Genomic DNA, 18,977 nt, shown 5'->3' on the forward strand with positions numbered 1-18,977 from the left:
TCCTCACCGTGCTTTTGCCGGCAATGGGCGCGCCGGTAATTGCTGGGTCGGATCGACCGGCACCCGGTTCTTGCGCAGCTCGAAATGCAGCTTGGGCCGACTGGCATAGCCGCTGTCGCCCGAAAGTCCGATGATCTGCCCCTTGGTCACTTTCTGCCCCCTGACCACATCGACCCTGCTGGCATGACCATAGACGCTGACCCAGCCGCCGCCATGGTTGATCAGCATCAGGCCCCCGAATACCGCGACCTTGTCCCCCGCATAGGCGACCACGCCATCGGCGGCCGCGTGGATCGACGATCCGGCAGGGACGGCGATATCGATGCCATTGTTCCGAACACCCCCCGCGCCGCGCCCGAAGGAAGAGAGGATCGACCCGCGCACCGGCCAGGCGAAATCGCCCGCAAAGGCCTTGGGCGTGGCAATCGGCACATTGGAGGGCAGGGGGCGCGGCTCGCGGGAGGGCGGGGCCATGCGCTTTCCCGCCGCCGATGCGGGCTGGCCGCCGGTCAGCACATCGTCGATATCGATGCGGAAGGCGGCGGCGCGCTCCTCCATGGTCGGTGCCCGGCGGGGCGCGTCGTCGGGCAGCAGCAGCCGTCGCCCCTTGTGCAGCACATAGGGTTCGCCAAGCCCGTTGATCTCGACCATCCGGCTCCATTTGACGCCATAGGCGGCCGCGATGGCGATACCCGTCTCCCCCTCCGCCACCAGATGGTAACGGCCGCCGGGGATGCTCAGCTTCTGCCCGGCTCGCAGCGCATAGGGCGGTTTCAGCTGGTTGGCCTGCGCAATGACCTCCGCTCCCGCCCCGCTCCGGTTACTGACGCCCAGCAGCGTTTCGCCCGGCTGCACGACATAGGTGGACGCCGGAACGGTTTGCGCATGGGGCGCGACCTGTTGCGTGGTCCAGACCGGCTGTTCCTCGATGACCTTGGGCAGAACCAGCCCCCGAATGCTGCGCGGTGTTTCGCCGGAGGCGGGAAGGGCAGGGGACAGGATCAGGAGGGCGGGAAGAAAGATGCGCGACATCGCCATGTCTGTAATGGCGTCCCCCCGCAGTGGCCAGGGTCCGCCTGAGGGGTGGGAATAGCGCCTAAATTCCGAACGCCGCCGCCGTCGCCGCCATGGCGCTGTCCTGCGTCAAATCATAATGCAGCGGCGTCACGGTGATATAGCCTTCGGCGATGGCGGCCAGATCGCTGCCCTCGGGGACGGAATCGCTCGTGCCCAGTCCGAACCAGTAATAGGGATAGCCCCGTGGATCGGTCCCTTCGATGATCTTCGTGCGATCCACGTCATGAAAGCCCTGCCGCACCACTTGGATGCCCTTCACCGCGCCGGGATCGATGGCCGGGAAATTCACATTGAACAGCATCCGGGGGCTGGCGGGCATGGCGACCAGCGGCCGCAGCACTTTCTCGCCCCAGGCCCGCGCCGCCGCGAAGGGCACCGCATCGCCCATGCCTTCGCGCGCATAGACCTGGCTCAGGGCAATCGACTTGATCCCTGAAATCGCGCCCTCCATCGCGGCGGAAACGGTGCCCGAATAGGTCACGTCCTCCGCCAGATTGGCCCCGCGATTGACGCCCGACAGCACCAGATCGGGTTTTGCATCCTTCATCAGATGTCCGACCGCCATCATCACCGCATCGGTCGGCGTGCCGGTGACGCTGTAATGCTTTTCGCCATGCTGACGGATGCGCAAGGGCCGCGTCAGCGTCAGGCTGTGCCCCGCGCCGGATTGCTCCTCGCTCGGCGCGACGATCCAGTATCGTCGGACAGCGTCCGCGCAATCTCTTCCAGCACCTTCAGGCCCGGAGCATGAACCCCATCGTCATTGGTCAGCAGGATGCGCATGAAATTTCCGTCCGTTACCGAGGCCGCAGCCGCGTGAGGCCACCCATATAGGGCGCCAATACCTCCGGAACGATGACACTGCCGTCTTCCTGTTGATAATTTTCCAGCACCGCGACCAGCGTCCGCCCCACGGCCAGGCCCGATCCGTTCAGCGTATGCAGGAAGCGCGTCTGCTTTTCGCCTTCGGGCTTGTAGCGGGCATTCATCCGCCGCGCCTGGAAGTCGCCGCAATTGGATACGGAGCTGATCTCGCGATAGGTCTGCTGGCTCGGCAGCCAGACTTCCAGATCCCAGGTCTTGCGCGCGCCAAAGCCCATGTCGCCGGTGCACAGCAGCACCTTGCGATAGGGTAGCCCCAGTGCCTGCAAAACGCCTTCGGCCGCCGCGCACATGCGCTCATGCTCGGCTTCCGACTCCTCCGGCTTGCAGATCGCGACCAGCTCGACCTTCTCGAACTGATGCTGGCGGATGAAGCCGCGCGTGTCGCGTCCCGCCGACCCGGCTTCCGACCGGAAACAGGGGGTGAGGGCGGTCAGGCGCAAGGGAAGGCTTTCCACCGGCACGATCCGCTCCCGCACCAGATTGGTGAGGCTCACTTCCGCCGTTGGAATCAGCCAGCGCCCATCGGTGGTCCGGAACAGATCCTCCGCGAATTTCGGGAGCTGGCCAGTGCCGAACAGCGCCTCATCGCGCACCAGCAGCGGAGGATTGACCTCTTCATAGCCATTCTCGCCCGACTGGCGATCCAGCATATATTGCGCGAGTGCCCGGTGCAGCCGCGCCATCTGCCCGCGCAGAGCCGTGAAACGCGCGCCGGACAAGGCGGCGCCCCCTTCGAAATCCAGACCCAGAGCAGGCCCGAAATCCGCATGATCCTGCGGCGTGAACGTGAAGTTCCGTGGCTCGCCCCAGCGCGCCACCTCGACATTCTGCGCCTCGTCTTCACCCTGCGGCACGTCGTCCGCCGGCAGGTTCGGGATCGCCGCCAGCCGCGCCGTCAACGCGTCGCCAACCTCCCGATCCTCTGCCTCCAGTGCGGGCATCCGGTCCTTGAGCGCGGCGACTTCGGCCTTCAGCGCCTCGGCCTTTTCCATGTCCTTCTGGGCCATGGCCTGGCCGATCGCCTTGCTCGCTTCATTGCGGCGGGCCTGGCCCTGTTGCAGCTCTGTCTTGATCGCCCGGCTGCGCTCGTCGAGCGCCAGGAGCGCCGCGCTCAGCGGTTCAAGCCCGCGCCGGGCAAGGCCAGCGTCGAAAGCGGCGGGATTTTCGCGAAGGAAACGAATGTCGTGCATGGGTCAGCCCTATGCCGCTCTGCGACCAGCCGCGCAACCCTGCACACCCTCGTCCGTTGGTGCTAAAAGCAATCGGGAAAGGAGCCGGACGATGCGGATCGAACATGATGCGATGGTGCTGGTGGCGGATGGGCGGAAAATGCTCTTCTTCCGCAATCGTGGGAACAGCCAGTTCCCCAATCTCGAAGCGGAGACGGTCAAATATCAGGATAATCCCGCCGATCGTGAGCAGGGGTCTGATGCCCCAGGGCGTGCCGCCAATTCGGTTGGCGGTCATTTGAGCGCCATGGGGCAGACCAATTTCCACGATCTGGAGGAGACTCGCTTCGCGGCGGAGGCCGCCGATCTGCTCAAGCGACGTGCGCTTGCGCATGATTTCGACAAGCTGATCGTCGTCGCGCCGCCCGCGGCGCTCGGCGAGATACGCAAACATTATCACAAGGAAGTGCAGGACCGGCTGGTTGGGGAAGTCGCCAAGGATCTTTCCAACCATCCCGTGCCGGAAATCGAGCGGATCATTGCGATGAGTTGAACAGCGCGAAATCCGGCCAGCGCTCCCCTGCGCCGGCCGGAACGCCCCCGCTTAACCTTCCGTCGCCGCAGCCATTTTGGCGCGCGAGAATCGCTTGCGCGCCAGCAGCGCGGCTGCGCCGGCCCCGAACAGCAGGACCATCGGCGGCGCCGGCACATCGGTCGGCGGCTGCGGGTGATGGTGATCGCCGCCCGACGAGCTGGAAGACGATGATGAGGAGGAGGAGGAACTGGACGAGCTGGAGCTTGAACTCGAACTGGACGAGGAGCTGCTGCTGGTCACATTGCCGCTGGACGTCGAGACGTTGCCTGATGACGTAGATATGTTGCCCGAGGAGGTCGACACATTCCCCGACGAAGTGGAAACATTGCCCGAAGAGGTCGAAACCCCACCCGTGGAGGTCGAAACGCCCCCGGTTGAGGTCGACACGCCACCCGTGGTCGAACTGGTCGAGCTGGTGATGCCGCCGGTTGAACTGCTGGTGGAGGAGATCACGACCGATCCGCCGCCAGAGCCGCCGCTGCCGCCGAAAAAGCCGCCAAAGAAGCCGCCGCCGCCAAAGCCGGGACCGCCCGCCAGCACCACTGGCGCGCCGCCGCCGCCGCCGGACATGACCGGCATTTCGGCGGAAGGCGCGGGCGGCATGGGAATGGGTGCGGCCTGGGTCGTGACGCTGATCGTCTGCGGCGCGCAGGACGTGACCGTCCTGACCACCCGGCGCTTCATGGGTTGTACCGGTTTGCGCGGCGCTGCCTTCACGCTCTTGGTGCTGTGGAGCACGGCAGGGCGCGCGCTTTCTGCGACGTGGACGGCGCCACCCCCGATGATCGCCCCGCCGGCGGCGCAAGCGCATAATTTAGCCATCGCCATCCGTACGGACATCAGGTCTTACTCTTGTTTGTCTTGCGGTCCGGCGATTGCGTCACTGATCTCTATAGTAACGGTCGCCAAGCCATTGCTTGTGTCTAACAACGCAAAATAAAGCGTTAATTTCAATGGCGTTAACTCTCAATATCACGTGCAAGTCGAGTAAAATTCTAACAAACCGTGAATGAATATGGTTAACGTCCCATAGTGGAACGACCATCTGTCGATGCGTAAGTGCGGCTTGTCCAATTTCTTTTGGAGCCGGTGCATGAAGGGGAATCGCCGGATTTTCACGGGCAGGGGCGACATGCCGCGCCGTCGCTGCGCTGGATCAGCGATTGCCCGCTTGTGTCTGCCTCTGCCGCTGGCTATGAGGCGCCGGCAACCACAAGTCACGGATAGCCCGGCACTTTCAGCACCGGGCGTCCAGCGAGTCGGAGAGCCAGATGGCATCGGTACTGAATTCCGATAGAGACGGCCCAAATCCGCCGAAATCGGCTGTAATACTCCCCCCCGACTATCGTCCGTCCGCGGACGAGGAGTTCATGAATCCCCTGCAGCTTGAATATTTCCGGCAGCGTTTATGGGATTGGAAGAAGCAGATCCTGGCTGAAGCCGAAGGGACGCTGGCCGTCCTGCAGAACGAGCCGCTGCGCGAACCGGACCTCAACGACCGCGCATCAAGCGAGACGGACTGGTCGATCGAACTGCGCACCCGTGACCGTCAGCGCAAGCTGATCTCCAAGATCGACGCCGCGCTTCGCCGCATCGACGAGGGTGAATATGGCTATTGCGAAGTGACCGGCGAACCGATCTCGCTTGGCCGCCTGGAAGCCCGTCCGATCGCGACCATGACGGTCGAGGCGCAGGAACGGCATGAGCGGCAGGAAAAAGTCTCTCGCGACGATTAACCTTTTATCCATGCCGCCATGGCAATGTTGCTGCGATAATCCGATGATTTTGCAGGGCGTTGTGGATGAATAGCAATCAGGACGAAACTGGCCGTGGCCCGGCCCGCTCGGGGCCGCGGGACAGCCTGTTCCTGCTTACCAATCTCAGCTCGGCCGATGGCACGCCCCTTGGCCGGGCGCGGGTCCGCAACCTGTCCGCGACGGGGCTGATGGCCGATTGCGAACGGGTCGTCCCTGCCGGCATCCATGTCCGTTTCGACCTGCGCGGCATCGGTCAGGTCAACGGGTCGGTCGTCTGGTCGCGGGAGGACCGTATCGGCATCGCCTTCGATGTGGAGATCGATCCGCAACTGGCGCGCCGCCCGGTTTCCGGCGCCAAACATGGAACCATGCCGGACTATCTGCGCCAGAACCGTCTGGTTCGCTGAGCCGCCTTCCGGAACGCATTTCCAAAAAAAGCCCCGTCAACCATCTGGTTCCGGGGTTTTCATTGCCTGTTGAAGGTCTGGACCAGCGGCAAGGGGCCGCTGATCCATGCCCTCTTTCAGGCGTCACCAATCAATGGTGTTGCGCCTCCATTTCCTCCTTCAGGCGCAGCTTCTGCTTCTTGAGCGAGGCGACAAGGATCGCATCGGGCATGGGACGACTCGTCTCCGCCTTGATACGTGCCTCAAGCCCTGCATGCTTGGCCGAAAGAGCTGAAATGTGGCTGCTTTCCATGACATTCTCCTTACGAGGGTGATGGATGAACGAGTAGATCATGATTCGGGTGCTTTGTCTTTGGGTGATTCGCGCTTTGCGACAGTCCGCATCAAAATTTGCGATGGTTCGTGCGCGCGCGCCGGGCTATCAAGGGAAGATGGGACGGCAATGGTTGCGAAAGTAGGTGTATGGTGAGCCGGGAAGACATCATGCGTCGGCTGGAACTGTTGCGCGTCGAGCATCGCGATCTGGACGGCGCCATTGCGGCGCTGGTCGAATCGGGTTCGGGCGACCAGATGCAGATCGCCCGGCTCAAGAAGCGCAAGCTGCGCCTGCGGGACGAGATGACGTCGCTGGAAGATCAGCTGGTCCCCGACATCATCGCCTGAAACGGGTTATCGTGGTTAATGCCGCGCAGACCGCTTCTTATCGGGACAATTCGGGGTTAATGGCGGGCATCGGGCCTGACAAAGCATGATGCTTATGTCACATGTCGTCCATGTATCTCGCCGCTTCTCTTGATCAGGGCCTGCATCGTCGATTGGTCGATGGTCTTTACGTCGAAGCCATGGTCATGGCGGATGAGGCGCGGGCCTATTTCGACACGCGCGAAACCTCCGCTTCAGACGGTGACGATGGCGGCTGGGACGATCCGCTGCGTCGGGTGGCCTTTGCCTGCGAATCGTTGAAGGTCACGACCCGCCTGATGCACATCATCGCCTGGCTGCTCAGCCAGCGTGCATGGCAGCGGGGCGAGATCGACGATGCCGAGATGTGGGACGAAAAATACAGCCTTGGTCACGCCGCCGGGACCGATCCCGCCATGGCCGCGACCTTCCCCTTCGCGGCCCGCGCGCTGATCGACGCCAGCCAGGATCTCTACGAGCGCGTCGCCCGCCTGCAGGAACGCATGACCAGTCCGCGCGCGCAGATGGAGCCCAGCCCGGCCCGCGTTCTGATGGAGCGGCTCAGCACCGCCTTCTGACCGTCCCCCAGGTCTGATCCACCTGCGGATGGGGCAGGGTATCGTCGCCTGTCATCTTCGGGGCTGGCCTTTGCCCCGATAATTGGTCTAGATCAGGCATATGAACACCGGTTTGCGGACCTGCCGCCGCATTTCAGGCCTTCCGCAAGCTGCCCGATTTTGCCTCGCGCCGCTGCTTCTGCTCGCGCCCGTCGCCCATGCGCAGACGGCGCCCCAAACTGCTGTCCAGCCCGATCAGGATCAGCCGCTCGACCCCACGCTGGCGCCCATGCCCGATATCGGCGTCGATTGGCCCGACATGGGGCAGCCCGACAGCGTGACGCCGATGGTCGAACTGCCGCCCGAAGCACCCGACATGCCTCAGGAAGCCGTGGCGCCCGCGGCGCCGGAGGAAGGGGCGGAACCGGCGGAGGAGGTCGCGACCTTCACCGACACTGGGGAGGAGCACCGCTACACCGTGGCGCTCAATGGCATTGAGGGCATTGCCGACGCCCAGTTCCATATGCGTTTCGACGAATTGTCGGTGCTGCATCAGGGGGAGGGGAAGCCCGCCAACCTTGCCCAGATCAACCGGCGCATCAAGGAAGACAGCGACCTTCTGGAAAGGCTGTTGCGCGCCAAGGGCTATTATGCCGTCCGTGTCCGGGGCATGGTGGCCGCGCCTCCGCCTGGCAGCGACAGGCTGGCCGTCACGTTCCAGATCGTGCCGGGCGTCCGTTATCTGCTGTCGTCGGTCGATGTCATGGGTCTCGACACTACCGGCGAGCGCGAGGCGAAGCTGCGCGCGGCTTTCCCGCCCAAGCCCGGCGATCCGGTCGATGCCGACGCGATTCTGGCCGGCCAACTGTCGCTGACGGTGGCGCTCGCTGAAAACGGCTTTCCCTTCGGCAAGGTCGAGGAGCCGGAAGTCCGCATCGATCATGAAGAACGCAAGGGCGATCTTGATATCGTGGTCAATCCCGGCGCCTATCGCACCTTCGGCAAGATCGTGATGGCCGACGAAACCCTCTTCAGCGCCCGCCATGTCCAGCGCATCGCCCGCTTCCATCCCGGCGACACCTATATGGCGTCGGATGTCGAGGATCTGCGGCAGGCGCTGGTCGCGACCGGACTCGTCTCCTCGCTCAGCCTGACGCCGAAGGATGCGGGCGATGGCGAGCATGTCGACCTCGCCATCGACGCCAAACCCGCGCCGATGCGTACCATCGCGGGCGAACTGGGCTATGGCACGGGCGAAGGCTATCGCACGGAAATCAGTTGGACGCATCGCAACTTCTTCCCGCCCGAAGGCGCCGTCACCCTGCGCGGGGTGCTGGGCACGCAGGAGCAGACGGCGTCCGTCACCTATCGCCGCAATAATTTCCGTCACCGCGACAATGTGCTGACCGGACTGGTTTCGATCAGCAACATCAAGCGCGACGCGTATGATGCGCGTACCCTGACTTTCTCGGGCTCGCTGGAGCGGCAGACCAATATCCTGTTCCAGAAGAAATGGGTGTGGCGCGTCGGCGCGGAACTGATCGCATCGGATGAAGCCGATGCCTTCAGCAACGGCAACCGCCGGACCTTCTTCATCGGCGCGGTTCCTTTGAGCCTGACCTATGATGGCAGCGACGACCTTCTCAATCCGACGAAGGGCTTTCGTCTGGGCGGACGGGTCAGTCCAGAACTTTCCTTCCAGAACAGCACCTTCGGCTATGCCCGCGTGCAGCTTGACGGCAGCGTCTATCAGCCGATGAGCGACCGCATCGTGTTGGCCGCCCGCGCTCGTTTTGGTACGATCCTCGGTTCGACCGTCGACCAGATCGCGCCCTCGCGGCGCTTCTATGCGGGCGGCGGTGCGTCGGTGCGCGGCTATGGCTATCAGGCGATCGGCCCGCGCTACGGCCCGAACGACATGCCGGTGGGCGGCAAGAGCCTTGCGGAATTTTCGCTGGAATCGCGTATCCGCTTCGGCAATTTCGGCGTCGTGCCCTTTGTCGATGCCGGTAATATCTCGACCAGCTTCCTGCCGCGCTTCCGCGACCTGCGCATCGGTGCGGGCATGGGTGTACGCTATTACAGCAGCTTTGGCCCGATCCGCATCGATGTCGGCACGCCGATCAATCCGCAGTCGGGCGATCCGAAGGTCGCCGTCTATGTCTCACTGGGGCAGGCCTTCTGATGGCGCCGGACGCCCCCGATGCCGCAGTGAAGCCGCGCCGCCGCCGCGCCTGGGACGGACGCTGGCAGCGTTGGGTCGCGGGGCTATTGGTCACGCTGCTGCTGATCGTTGCGGGCGCGCTGATCTGGTTGGATACCGCGCCGGGCCACCGCTTCCTCGTCTCTCGTATCGCGCGGATCAGCCCGCCTTCCGGGCTGCGCATCCATGTCGACCGGATCGACGGCAGCATCTATCGCAAGGCGGTCCTGTACGGCCTGACCCTGTCCGATCCCAAGGGCGCCTTCCTTGACGCGCCGGTGGTGGAACTGGACTGGTGGCCCTTCGCCTGGCTCTCCAACAGGCTGGATATCGACCGGCTGGCCATACCGCAGGCGACGCTGCACAAGTTGCCCAAATTGAACCCGGCCGAGCGGCAGGGGCCGATCCTGCCCGGTTTCGACATCCGCCTGATGCAATTTTCGGTCGGCCGCCTGGTCATCGACCGGGGCGTCACCGGCAAGGTGCAGCAGGCCACATTGTCGGGCGATGCCGACATTCGCGGCGGGCGGGCGATCATCGACCTTTCGGCGCGGGTCCTGAATGGTGAGGATGCGCTCAACATCGCGCTGGACAGCCGCCCCGACGACAATAGATTCGACTTGGACGTCACCGTCAACGCGCCCGAAGGCGGCGTGCTGGCGGCGATGGCCGGGTTGAAGCAGGACGCCAATCTCCGCATTCAGGGCAAGGGCAGCTGGACCCGCTGGGACGGCCGCCTTGCGGGGACGCTGGACAGCGATCCCGCCATCGACCTCAAGCTCTCCGCCCGCAGCGGCGCCTACAGCGCCACCGGCACGATCGAGGGCAGCGCGATTGCCGGTCAGGGCCTGTTCCAGCGTATCGCTGCGCCGCGCCTCGCCATTCAGGCCAGCGGATCGATGACCAATCGGGTGATCGACGGCAAGCTTTTGCTGCGCTCCACCGCGATCGATTTGCAGGCCGATGGCGGGTTGGATCTGCGTAACAACGGGTTCGACAATCTGCTGCTCGATGTGAAGCTCGCCCGTCCGCAGGCGCTGCTCAAGACCATGGGCGGGCGGGACATTGCCGCGCGCGTCCGGCTGGATGGGCCCTTTGCCGGTTTCGGCTATGAATATCTGCTGACGGCGAAGCAACTCGCCTTCGGCAAGACGGTCATCCATGACGTGCGGGCCGACGGCAAGGGGCGCAAGGCGAAGGGCGGCCCGGCGCTGATCCCGGTCCATCTGCGCGCGCGCAGCCTGGACGGACAGGGGCCGCTGGTCGAAGGGATCATCCGCAATTTCGTGCTCGACGGCACGCTGCAACTGAAGAATCAGCAGATCGTCAGCAATCCGATGACGGTTCGTTCCGATAAGTTGCGGGGCAAGCTGATCTTCCTCGCTGACCTGAAATCGGGCCGTTACGATATCGGGCTGGACGGCCAGATCAGCAATCTCGCCATTCATGGCCTTGGCATTGTCGACCTGACCTCGAAGCTACGCGCGATCCCCGGTCCCAAGGGCGCCTTCACCCTCAGCGGCAACGCGATGGCGCGGATGCGGCGGCTGGACAACAGCTTCCTGCGTTCGCTGGGTGGTGGATTGCCGACCGTGCGCAGCGGCCTGTCGCTAGGGCCGGATGGCGAGTTGCAATTCACCGATCTACGGCTGGAAGCGCCGCTGATCGCGCTTCGGGCCAAGGGCTATCGCCGCCATGACGGCACGGTGCATTTCGAGGGCAGCGGCCAGCACAAAAGCTATGGCCCGCTGCGGCTGACGCTGGATGGAAAGATCGAGCGCCCGACCGTCGATCTCGTCCTGCAAAGCCCGCTCAAGGCGCTGGGCGTCACCGACATGCACGCGCACCTCGTTCCCGATGACGATGGCTACAGCTTCACGGCGGAGGGCGGGTCGACGCTCGGCGCCTTTACCGCCAATGGCGCCATACTCCTGCCTCCGGGCGGGCAGGCCGTTGTCCGCATCGTCCGCGTTACGGCATCGGGCGTCAGCGCGAGCGGCGACCTGCGGCCGGTGACGGGCGGCCTTGACGGCGTGCTCAATGTCACTGGTCCCTTGTCCGGCACTGTCGCCTTTGCGCCGGTCAATGGCGTGCAACAATTGATCCTCAAGCTGGATGCCACCGATGCCAGCTTCGATGGCCCAACCGTCATCGTCGTGCGCCGGGGCAAAATCGACGCGACGATCCTGCTCAACCCGGAAGGCACGTCGATCAACGCCACCGCCCAGGCGCGGGGGCTGCGGGTCGGCGGCATATTGCTTGGCCGCCTTGCCGCCAATGCCCAGTTGCTCGACGGTTGCGGCAAGGTGACCGCCAGCCTCTCGGGGCAGCGTGGCCGCCTGTTCGACCTCAGCGGCGAAGCGCAGGTCGAACCCGACCGCATCCGCATCCAGGCCGGCGGCACCATCGACAAGCGGCCGATCAAGCTGACCCGCGCCGCAATATTGACCCGTACCGAGGATGGCTGGCGCATGGCGCCCGCGACGATCGCCTTTGCGGGCGGCTCGCTTCAGCTTGGCGGGGAGTTGAGCGGCCAGACTACCAGCATAGAGGCGCGGATGCAGAAGCTGCCGCTCTCGCTGCTCGACATTGCTTATGACAATCTGGGTCTGGGCGGCACCGCCACCGGATCGCTCAGCTATGTCCATACGCGCGGCGGCATGCCAACCGGCAAGGCGGAGCTGCGGGTGCGGGGCCTGTCCCGTTCGGGCCTGTCGCTCAGTTCCCGTCCCGTCGATGCGGGGGTCAATGCGGTGCTGACCCATGATCGGCTCGCCACCCGCATGGTCTTCGTCGCCGACGGCCAGACCATCGGGCAGGCGCAGGCACTGCTGACCCCGCTCGGCACGGAAGGCAATTTGGTGGAGCGCCTCAATCGCGCACCGCTGTTCGCGCAACTGCGCTATAATGGCACCGCCGACACGCTCTGGCGCCTGACGGGGGTGGAGGTCGTCGACATATCCGGCCCGGTCAGCGTCATGGCCGATGCGCGCGGAACGCTGGGCGATCCGGTCATCGCCGGTTCGCTGGCGACGGACAATGCCGCGCTCAACAGCCCCGTTACCGGCATGCGCCTGCACGGCGTCAAGGCGCGGGGCCGCTTCTCCGGCGCGCAACTGGTCATGACCAGCTTCTCCGCCACCGCGCAAAATGGCGGTGCGGTAACGGGAACGGGCAGCTTCACCTTCAACGGCATTGCCGGGGTCGGCATGGACCTGCGCCTTCAGGCCGAAAATGCCGCGCTGCTGGAACGCGACGATATCGCCGCGACCGTCACCGGGCCGATCACGATCACCTCTACCGGCGTCGGCGGCACCATCGGCGGCGATCTCGTCCTCAACCGGAGCCGCTTCACCATGGGTCGCGCCGCGGCCGTGGCGCAGATCCCCGAACTCAAGGTGATCGAGATCAACCGGCGCGGCGACGAAATAGAACGCCCGCGCAGTTCAACGCCCTGGGCGCTGGCGATCAAGGCGCGGGCGCGCAACCGCCTGACCGTCACGGGCCTTGGCATCGACAGCGAATGGCGTGCCGATCTCAACATCGGCGGCACCGTCACCAATCCCGCCATATCGGGAACCGCCGATCTGGTGCGCGGCACCTATGATTTCGCGGGCCGCCGGTTCGACCTCAAGGAAGGCAAGATTCAGTTCGACGGCCGCACCCCGATCAACCCGACGCTGGACATTGATGCAGAGGCGAATGTCAGCGACCTGACCGCCACCATCCATGTCGGCGGCACCGGCCTCAAACCCGCGATCACCTTCACCAGCATCCCGGCGCTGCCGCAGGATGAGCTGCTTTCCCGCATCCTCTTCGGCACGTCGATCACCAACCTGTCCGCGCCCGAAGCGCTGCAACTCGCCTCGGCGGTCGGCTCGCTTCAGGGGCAGGGTGGCCTCGATCCCATCAACGCCGTGCGCAAGGCTGCGGGCCTTGACCGGCTGCGCATCATTCCCGCCGATCCGACGCAGGGGCAGGGCACGTCGATCGCGGCAGGCAAATATCTCTCCCGCAAGACCTATGTGGAGCTCATCACCGACGGGCAGGGCTATTCCGCCACGCGCATCGAATATCAGGTCACGCGCTGGCTCTCTCTGTTGGGCGCCATCTCGACCCTTGGGCGGGAAAGCGCTAACGTTCGCATCTCGAAGGATTACTGAGTTGACCAAGTCCCGCATCGACGCCGCTGCCGCCATCAGCGTCATGGACCTGTTCACCATCGGCATCGGCCCGTCCAGCTCGCATACGGTCGGCCCGATGCGCGCTGCGCTGATGTTCATGGATTCGCTGCCGACGACCCCGGTGCGCGTCCAATGCGAGCTTTACGGATCGCTGGCGCTGACCGGCAAGGGGCACGCCACCGATACGGCCATCCTGCTCGGCCTGTCCGGCTACCGCCCGGAAAGCGTCGATCCCGATGCCATCCCCGCGATCCTCGACGCCATCCGCAGCGAAGGCCGCATCCGCGCGGGCAGTGCCGTCAATCTCTTCATCCCCTTTGACGAGGCGACTGATCTCCTCTTCCGCATGGGCGAGTTTCTGGAAGCGCACAGCAACGGCATGCGCTTCTCGGCCTGGCTCGATGGGAAGAAGGAGCCGCTGGTCCGCGACTATTATTCGATCGGCGGCGGCGCGGTGCTGCCCGGTACGGTCGACATCGCGGACGACACGCCGCTCGGCCATAATGTAGTCCAGCCCCATCCCTTCTCCTCCGGCACTGAAATGCTGGCGCTGGGCGAAAGCACAGGTCTCAGCATCGCCACGCTCGTCCTGCGCAACGAAGGGGCGTGGCGTTCGCAACAGGAAACCGAGGGTTTTCTCGACAGCGTGATCGATGCGATGAGCGCCTCCATCGATCGCGGTCTCAAGGAAGAGGGGCTGCTGCCCGGCGGCCTGAAAGTCCGCCGCCGCGCCCGGACCATTCATAACCGGCTGGTTCTCCAGAAAAATGCCCTCGGTCCGGCCCAGATCTTCGAATGGGTCAGCCTTTTTGCGCTCGCTGTGAACGAGGAAAATGCCGCGGGCGGCCGCGTCGTCACCGCGCCCACCAATGGCGCGGCGGGCGTCATCCCGGCGGTGCTGCATTATTATCGCCGCTTTGTCCCCGGCGCCGACCGGGAAGGGGAGCGCCGCTTCCTGTTGACTGCCGCCGCCATCGGCTTCCTCTACAAGAAGCGCGCATCGATCTCCGCCGCAGAAATGGGCTGCCAGGGGGAGGTCGGTGTCGCCTGCTCCATGGCTGCCGCAGGCCTTGCCGCCGTGCTGGGCGGCACCAACGCCCAGATCGAAAATGCGGCCGAGATCGGCATGGAACATAATCTTGGCCTCACCTGCGATCCGATCGGCGGCCTTGTCCAGATTCCCTGTATCGAACGGAACACCATGGGCGCGGTCAAGGCGATCAACGCTGCCTATCTCGCGCTTCAGGGCGACGGCCGCCATATCGTCAGCCTCGACGCGGTGATCGAAACCATGCGCCAGACCGGCGAGGACATGGCGAGCCGGTACAAGGAAACATCCCAGGGCGGTCTGGCCGTCAATGTGGTGGAGTGCTGATCGTTTCGTCGTGTCGCCCGCTCGCCTTCGGGCTGAGTTGAGTCGGTTTTGTGGCGGTAATACAACATTATCAATTGTTTATCTGATATTCATGCAAGCTGACGGCTGTTCCATGACTTCAACGTCTTCCCTCTGGCAGGGTGGAATGAAGAAGAATGGAGTACCCGAAAATGCGAAAGATCATGATCGCAATCCTTCTGACCGGTAGTGCGGTCGCCAGTCCCGCACTGGCGCAGGAGCCGGCCCCGACTTTCACCGGTCCCCGTGTCGAAGCGATCCTTGGCTATGACCATGTTGGCGCAGGCAGCAGCGTGGATAATGACAATAATCGGGCCGATCAGTCGATCGATGGCCTGCTCTATGGCGTCGGCGCGGGCTATGACGTCAATCTCGGCGGCGCGGTGGTCGGCGTCGAGGGCGAATTCACCGATTCCACCGCGAAGAGCAGCCGCCGCGACTTCACCGACCAGTTCGGCTTTGGCCGGGTCAAGCAGGGCCGCGATCTTTATATCGGCGCCCGTGCCGGTATTCTCGCCAATCCGCAGACGCTGGTCTATGTGAAGGGCGGCTATACCAACAGCAAGCTGGGCGTGCTGGCGGGCGACACCAACCAGGTCACCGACACCTCGTTCAAGCTGGACGGTTGGCGCGTCGGCGCGGGCGTGGAGCGGGCGATCAACGCCAACACCTTCGCCAAGCTGGAATATCGCTATTCCAAATATAGCGACGCCCATATCGATTTCGCCAACGGCACGACCAGCGACGAATTCGGCATCGACACGGATCGCCATCAGGTGGTCGCCAGCGTGGGTTGGCGCTTTTGACGCAGGGAAGGGGCCGGCCCGAAACCGTCGGCCCCAAAGCCTCTCGGCCTATCGCGGATCGTCTATCGGGGGTCTTGCAGATTTGTTACTGTTGCCCATGTGAGCAACGCGATTCCTCATAGTTATACGGTCGGCATTGAACCGGACGACATCGACTTCATGGGTCATGTCAACAATGCCAGCTATCTGAAATGGGTGCAGGCGGCGGTGCTCGATCACTGGCGCGCGTTCGCCCCGACCGACGCGGTGGCGACGCATCTGTGGGTCGCGCTCAAGCATGAGATCACCTATCGCAAGCCGACCTTCCTGAACGACGATGTGATCGCCACCGTCCTGCTGGAAAAGGTGCAGGGCGCGCGCGCCTTTTACGAAACGGTGATCCGCCGGGGCGAAGAGGTCGTGGCGGAGGTCAAGTCCAGCTGGTGTTGTATCGATGCAGCGACGCTCCGCCCCGCGCGCCTCGCCCGGGACGTCATCCAGCGGTTCTTCGCGTCGGAGGACGATAGGCCTGACCGTTAAACCGTCAGGCTTACCGATTACAGCGTGGCCTCGATTTCCCGAGCCGCGATATCCGGCTTTTCCGCCAGGCTGATCGGCCGTCCGACGACCAGAATGGAGGCTCCCCGATCCAGCGCCTCGCGCGGCGTCACGGCGCGCTTCTGGTCGCCCATGGCGCCGCCCGAAGGTCGCACGCCCGGCACGACGAAATAGCCGTCCGGCCAGACCTGTTTCGCCAGCGCCACTTCCTCGCCGGAACAGACGATCCCGTCGAGGCCTGCGCTGCGCGCCAGATCGGCGAGCCGCGCCACCTGATCCTTCGCCTGGCCGCCCACGCCGATATCGAGCAGGTCGCCATTGTCCAGGCTGGTGAGCACGGTCACGGCCACGACCTTGGTATTGACGCCGGCCGCCGCCTTGGCATCCTCCAGCATGGCGCGGCCACCCGCCGCATGGACGGTCAGGATCGCGGGTTCCAGCACATGCAGCGCCTGCACGGCCTTGGCGACGGTATTGGGAATGTCGTGCAGCTTCAGGTCGAGGAAGATCGGCAGGCCGAACTTCATCATCTCATGCACGCCATGATGGCCATGGGCGCAGAAAAATTCGAGACCCAGTTTCAGCCCGCCCACATGATGGCGCACCTGTTGCGCAAGGTCCTGGGCCCTGCGCAAGTCGGGCGTATCGATGGCAACGTAAATCGGGCTGGTCATGCTTGTCCTGTGGTGGAGAGGGGGGAGGAGGCCGCAACCGCACTGTCGGCAGCGGCCATGGAAGGAGGAGTGGTCGGTGCGGCGGTGGCCGCGACCAGAGCGCGTTCGGCATTTTCAAGCCTGCGCTTCATCCGCCAGCGGGTGGCCCGCGCCATGATCCAGAAGGGCAGCGCGCCCAGCAGGAAGGCGCCGACCAGCAACACGGGCAGTTTGGTTTCCATGACAAGATCGCCCCACAGGCGAACGGTCACCGGGACGTAATTCGCCATGCAGAAAAAGGCGAGGGCGACGGCGATGACGACCCAGAAGGCAGTCCGCAGAAATTGCATCAACGCTCCTATAGCTGTTGAATGAGACAGCTTAGGCGATTTTGTCGCGCTTCGGAAGCGCTTCATCGGATTTCCCGATGACCATGCGCCGGGAAAGCGTCTTTTCCTGCCGTGGATCGACCCGATCCATGCCCGTTTCCCGGCCGACGTAGAGAGACGCCTGTAAGGCGATGATGCGGCTCAGCCGACCATATCCTCCAGTTCACGGCCCTTTGTCTCATGCACCAGGGCGCGGACGAAGAAGAAGGAAATGGCGGCGAAGATCGCATAGCCCGCATAAGTCACCGGCAGACCGGGCGAAACGGCGAGGGCGGGAAAACTCACCGAAATCGCCGCATTGGCGATCCACTGGGCAAAGCCCGACACGGCAAGGCCCGAGCCCCGGATCTGGTTCGGGAACATCTCGCCCAGCATCACCCACATGATCGGACCCCAGCTCATGTTGAAGAAGATCACGTAGAGATTGGCCGCGATCAGTGCGATCAGGCCGTTATTCCCCGGCAGCATGACGCCGCCAGTCTCCCCGGTGATCGCCGTGGAAAAGGCATAGGCCACCGTCGCCAGCGTCACGGCCATGCCTGCCGATCCAATCAGCAGCAGCGGCTTGCGCCCGATCCGGTCGACCAGCGCGATGGTGCCAAGGCAGGCGCCGATTGACAGCGCCCCCGAAAGGATATTGATCTGAAGCGCATTATCCTCGGAAAAGCCGACCGCTTCCCACAAGGTCGCGCCATAATAGAAAACGACATTGATGCCGACGAGCTGCTGGAACACGGCCAGACCAATGCCGGTCCAGACGATGGGACGGATCTTGCCGCTGCGCTTGTCGATCAGGTCGGACAGCTTGGGCCGATGATGGTCGGCGGCCAGGCTGGCACGGATTTCCGCGACCTTGCGCGAGGCTTCCGCGGCACCGAAGAGCCGGGTCAGCACTCTGCGGGCCCGTTCATCCTGCCCGCGCGTCACCAGATAGCGGGGGCTTTCCGGGATCACCAGCAGCGCGGTGAAGTAGATCGCCGCCGGGATCGCCTGCAACCAGAACATCCAGCGCCATGCGGGAAAGCCCAGCCACAGTTCCGCCGTCGATCCGCCCGCATAGCGTGCCAGCGCGAAATTCGCGACGAATGCGCCGGTCAGGCCGGAAATGATCATCACCTGCTGCACGCTGGACAGGCGTCCGCGCACCGCCGCCGGGGTCACTTCGGAAATATAGACGGGCGAAATGACGCTCGCCGCGCCGACGCCCAGACCGCCGATGATGCGCGCGAAGATGAAGATCGCAGAAGAAGCGGCGGCGCCGGCCAGCAGGGCGCTCAGCAGGAACAGCGCCGCCGCCAGCAGCATCACGCCGCGCCGCCCGATCAGGTCGGCCATTCGCCCGGCCAGGAAGGCGCCGATGGACGACCCCACAAGGATCGCGCCGACATTGACGCCGATGCCCAGCCTGCCAAGGGCGAAGGCGCTTTCCAGCCCCTTTTGCGTGCCGTTGATGACGCCGCTGTCATAACCGAACATGAACCCGCCAATGGTCGCGACGGCGACGATCGCGGCGATGAAGGCCATGTTGACCTTCCCGGCACTCCCTTCGGTCATTTCCTGTCCTTCCTGCTTATCGTTCTGAAATGGCCGAGATATGGCCGGATAGTCCACGCACACCGGATTGAAGGCAAAGAGATCGCCTGCCATGGCTGCTCGACAAGTCGCCGGTCAGTCAAGCCCTTGC

At 64.2% G+C, this 18,977-nt stretch carries 17 protein-coding genes and 1 pseudogene; 10 read left to right on the forward strand and 8 right to left on the reverse strand.

The window, feature by feature from the left end:
• Nucleotides 1-3 precede the first annotated feature (3 nt).
• The 3 genes and pseudogenes from HUK73_RS02055 to serS form a co-directional block, all read right to left on the reverse strand.
• Nucleotides 4-1,032: a peptidoglycan DD-metalloendopeptidase family protein gene (locus HUK73_RS02055; protein WP_176590407.1), complete on the reverse strand. Its 1,029-nt coding sequence runs from the start codon at nucleotides 1,030-1,032 to the stop codon at nucleotides 4-6.
• 64 nt (nucleotides 1,033-1,096) lie between these two features.
• Nucleotides 1,097-1,860, reverse strand: a pseudogene (gene surE, locus HUK73_RS02060) (5'/3'-nucleotidase SurE).
• Nucleotides 1,861-1,874: 14 nt separating this feature from the next.
• Complete coding sequence (gene serS, locus HUK73_RS02065; RefSeq protein WP_176590408.1) at nucleotides 1,875-3,152, reverse strand: serine--tRNA ligase; 1,278 nt, start codon at nucleotides 3,150-3,152, stop codon at nucleotides 1,875-1,877.
• A gap of 91 nt (nucleotides 3,153-3,243) precedes the next feature.
• Here serS and HUK73_RS02070 point away from each other — a divergent pair, with 91 nt between their 5' ends.
• A complete protein-coding gene (locus HUK73_RS02070; RefSeq protein ID WP_176590409.1) occupies nucleotides 3,244-3,684 on the forward strand; it encodes a host attachment family protein in 441 nt (146 codons plus the stop codon).
• A 51-nt stretch (nucleotides 3,685-3,735) separates the two neighbouring features.
• Here HUK73_RS02070 and HUK73_RS02075 read toward each other — a convergent pair whose 3' ends face one another.
• Nucleotides 3,736-4,566, reverse strand: a complete 831-nt coding sequence (locus tag HUK73_RS02075; protein WP_176590410.1) for a PEP-CTERM sorting domain-containing protein — start codon at nucleotides 4,564-4,566, stop codon at nucleotides 3,736-3,738.
• 431 nt (nucleotides 4,567-4,997) lie between these two features.
• On the opposite strand from HUK73_RS02075, the gene dksA reads away from it, so the two are divergent.
• Both dksA and HUK73_RS02085 read left to right on the forward strand, forming a co-directional pair.
• Nucleotides 4,998-5,462, forward strand: a complete 465-nt coding sequence (dksA, locus tag HUK73_RS02080) for an RNA polymerase-binding protein DksA (protein WP_176590411.1) — start codon at nucleotides 4,998-5,000, stop codon at nucleotides 5,460-5,462.
• 65 nt (nucleotides 5,463-5,527) lie between these two features.
• Complete coding sequence (locus HUK73_RS02085; protein ID WP_176590412.1) at nucleotides 5,528-5,890, forward strand: PilZ domain-containing protein; 363 nt, start codon at nucleotides 5,528-5,530, stop codon at nucleotides 5,888-5,890.
• A 130-nt stretch (nucleotides 5,891-6,020) separates the two neighbouring features.
• Here the strand turns inward: HUK73_RS02085 and HUK73_RS02090 are convergent, their stop codons facing one another.
• Nucleotides 6,021-6,182 (reverse strand): YdcH family protein, encoded by a 162-nt coding sequence (locus HUK73_RS02090; RefSeq protein WP_176590413.1) that lies wholly within the window; start codon nucleotides 6,180-6,182, stop codon nucleotides 6,021-6,023.
• 191 nt (nucleotides 6,183-6,373) lie between these two features.
• Here HUK73_RS02090 and HUK73_RS02095 point away from each other — a divergent pair, with 191 nt between their 5' ends.
• The 7 genes from HUK73_RS02095 to HUK73_RS02125 all read left to right on the forward strand — a co-directional run bounded on the left by HUK73_RS02095 (nucleotide 6,374) and on the right by HUK73_RS02125 (nucleotide 16,233).
• Nucleotides 6,374-6,553: a YdcH family protein gene (locus tag HUK73_RS02095; protein ID WP_176590414.1), complete on the forward strand. Its 180-nt coding sequence runs from the start codon at nucleotides 6,374-6,376 to the stop codon at nucleotides 6,551-6,553.
• A gap of 110 nt (nucleotides 6,554-6,663) precedes the next feature.
• Entirely contained in the window at nucleotides 6,664-7,149 is a 486-nt protein-coding gene (locus HUK73_RS02100) for a DUF1465 family protein (RefSeq protein WP_176592778.1), read from the forward strand.
• Between the two features lie 100 nt (nucleotides 7,150-7,249).
• Nucleotides 7,250-9,313 (forward strand): autotransporter assembly complex family protein, encoded by a 2,064-nt coding sequence (locus HUK73_RS02105; RefSeq protein ID WP_176590415.1) that lies wholly within the window; start codon nucleotides 7,250-7,252, stop codon nucleotides 9,311-9,313.
• Complete coding sequence (locus HUK73_RS02110; RefSeq protein ID WP_176590416.1) at nucleotides 9,313-13,494, forward strand: translocation/assembly module TamB domain-containing protein; 4,182 nt, start codon at nucleotides 9,313-9,315, stop codon at nucleotides 13,492-13,494. The genes HUK73_RS02105 and HUK73_RS02110 overlap by 1 nt, the downstream gene beginning before the upstream one ends.
• A 1-nt stretch (nucleotide 13,495) precedes the next feature.
• Nucleotides 13,496-14,890 carry an L-serine ammonia-lyase gene (locus HUK73_RS02115; RefSeq protein WP_304413748.1) on the forward strand — a complete coding sequence of 465 codons (1,395 nt, stop codon included), beginning with the start codon at nucleotides 13,496-13,498 and terminating at the stop codon, nucleotides 14,888-14,890.
• Nucleotides 14,891-15,060: 170 nt separating this feature from the next.
• The gene (locus HUK73_RS02120) at nucleotides 15,061-15,714 is read left to right on the forward strand and encodes an outer membrane protein (protein WP_176590417.1); all 654 of its coding nucleotides are present in this window, start codon (nucleotides 15,061-15,063) and stop codon (nucleotides 15,712-15,714) included.
• Between the two features lie 99 nt (nucleotides 15,715-15,813).
• On the forward strand, nucleotides 15,814-16,233 hold the full coding sequence (locus HUK73_RS02125; RefSeq protein WP_176590418.1) for a thioesterase family protein: 420 nt from the start codon (nucleotides 15,814-15,816) through the stop codon (nucleotides 16,231-16,233).
• A gap of 17 nt (nucleotides 16,234-16,250) precedes the next feature.
• Here HUK73_RS02125 and pyrF read toward each other — a convergent pair whose 3' ends face one another.
• The 3 genes from pyrF to HUK73_RS02140 form a co-directional block, all read right to left on the reverse strand.
• Nucleotides 16,251-16,925: an orotidine-5'-phosphate decarboxylase gene (pyrF, locus tag HUK73_RS02130; RefSeq protein WP_176590419.1), complete on the reverse strand. Its 675-nt coding sequence runs from the start codon at nucleotides 16,923-16,925 to the stop codon at nucleotides 16,251-16,253.
• Nucleotides 16,922-17,254 (reverse strand): LapA family protein, encoded by a 333-nt coding sequence (locus tag HUK73_RS02135; RefSeq protein ID WP_176590420.1) that lies wholly within the window; start codon nucleotides 17,252-17,254, stop codon nucleotides 16,922-16,924. The genes pyrF and HUK73_RS02135 overlap by 4 nt, the downstream gene beginning before the upstream one ends.
• Before the next feature lie 180 nt (nucleotides 17,255-17,434).
• Nucleotides 17,435-18,847, reverse strand: a complete 1,413-nt coding sequence (locus tag HUK73_RS02140) for a sugar porter family MFS transporter (RefSeq protein WP_176592780.1) — start codon at nucleotides 18,845-18,847, stop codon at nucleotides 17,435-17,437.
• Nucleotides 18,848-18,977: the final 130 nt, after the last annotated feature.

Origin of the sequence: Sphingobium sp. EM0848, assembly GCF_013375555.1 — a bacterium.
Lineage (GTDB): Bacteria > Pseudomonadota > Alphaproteobacteria > Sphingomonadales > Sphingomonadaceae > Sphingobium.

What these genes read in the sequence shown, in the direction of transcription:
- HUK73_RS02055 (WP_176590407.1), bottom strand. Translation starts at nt 1,032, where the DNA reads ATGTCGCGCATCTTTCTTCCCGCCCTCCTGATCCTGTCCCCTGCCCTT.
- serS (WP_176590408.1), bottom strand. Translation starts at nt 3,152, where the DNA reads ATGCACGACATTCGTTTCCTTCGCGAAAATCCCGCCGCTTTCGACGCT.
- HUK73_RS02070 (WP_176590409.1), top strand. Translation starts at nt 3,244, where the DNA reads ATGCGGATCGAACATGATGCGATGGTGCTGGTGGCGGATGGGCGGAAA.
- HUK73_RS02075 (WP_176590410.1), bottom strand. Translation starts at nt 4,566, where the DNA reads ATGTCCGTACGGATGGCGATGGCTAAATTATGCGCTTGCGCCGCCGGC.
- dksA (WP_176590411.1), top strand. Translation starts at nt 4,998, where the DNA reads ATGGCATCGGTACTGAATTCCGATAGAGACGGCCCAAATCCGCCGAAA.
- HUK73_RS02085 (WP_176590412.1), top strand. Translation starts at nt 5,528, where the DNA reads ATGAATAGCAATCAGGACGAAACTGGCCGTGGCCCGGCCCGCTCGGGG.
- HUK73_RS02090 (WP_176590413.1), bottom strand. Translation starts at nt 6,182, where the DNA reads ATGGAAAGCAGCCACATTTCAGCTCTTTCGGCCAAGCATGCAGGGCTT.
- HUK73_RS02095 (WP_176590414.1), top strand. Translation starts at nt 6,374, where the DNA reads ATGCGTCGGCTGGAACTGTTGCGCGTCGAGCATCGCGATCTGGACGGC.
- HUK73_RS02100 (WP_176592778.1), top strand. Translation starts at nt 6,664, where the DNA reads ATGTATCTCGCCGCTTCTCTTGATCAGGGCCTGCATCGTCGATTGGTC.
- HUK73_RS02105 (WP_176590415.1), top strand. Translation starts at nt 7,250, where the DNA reads ATGAACACCGGTTTGCGGACCTGCCGCCGCATTTCAGGCCTTCCGCAA.
- HUK73_RS02110 (WP_176590416.1), top strand. Translation starts at nt 9,313, where the DNA reads ATGGCGCCGGACGCCCCCGATGCCGCAGTGAAGCCGCGCCGCCGCCGC.
- HUK73_RS02120 (WP_176590417.1), top strand. Translation starts at nt 15,061, where the DNA reads ATGCGAAAGATCATGATCGCAATCCTTCTGACCGGTAGTGCGGTCGCC.
- pyrF (WP_176590419.1), bottom strand. Translation starts at nt 16,925, where the DNA reads ATGACCAGCCCGATTTACGTTGCCATCGATACGCCCGACTTGCGCAGG.
- HUK73_RS02135 (WP_176590420.1), bottom strand. Translation starts at nt 17,254, where the DNA reads ATGCAATTTCTGCGGACTGCCTTCTGGGTCGTCATCGCCGTCGCCCTC.
- HUK73_RS02140 (WP_176592780.1), bottom strand. Translation starts at nt 18,847, where the DNA reads ATGACCGAAGGGAGTGCCGGGAAGGTCAACATGGCCTTCATCGCCGCG.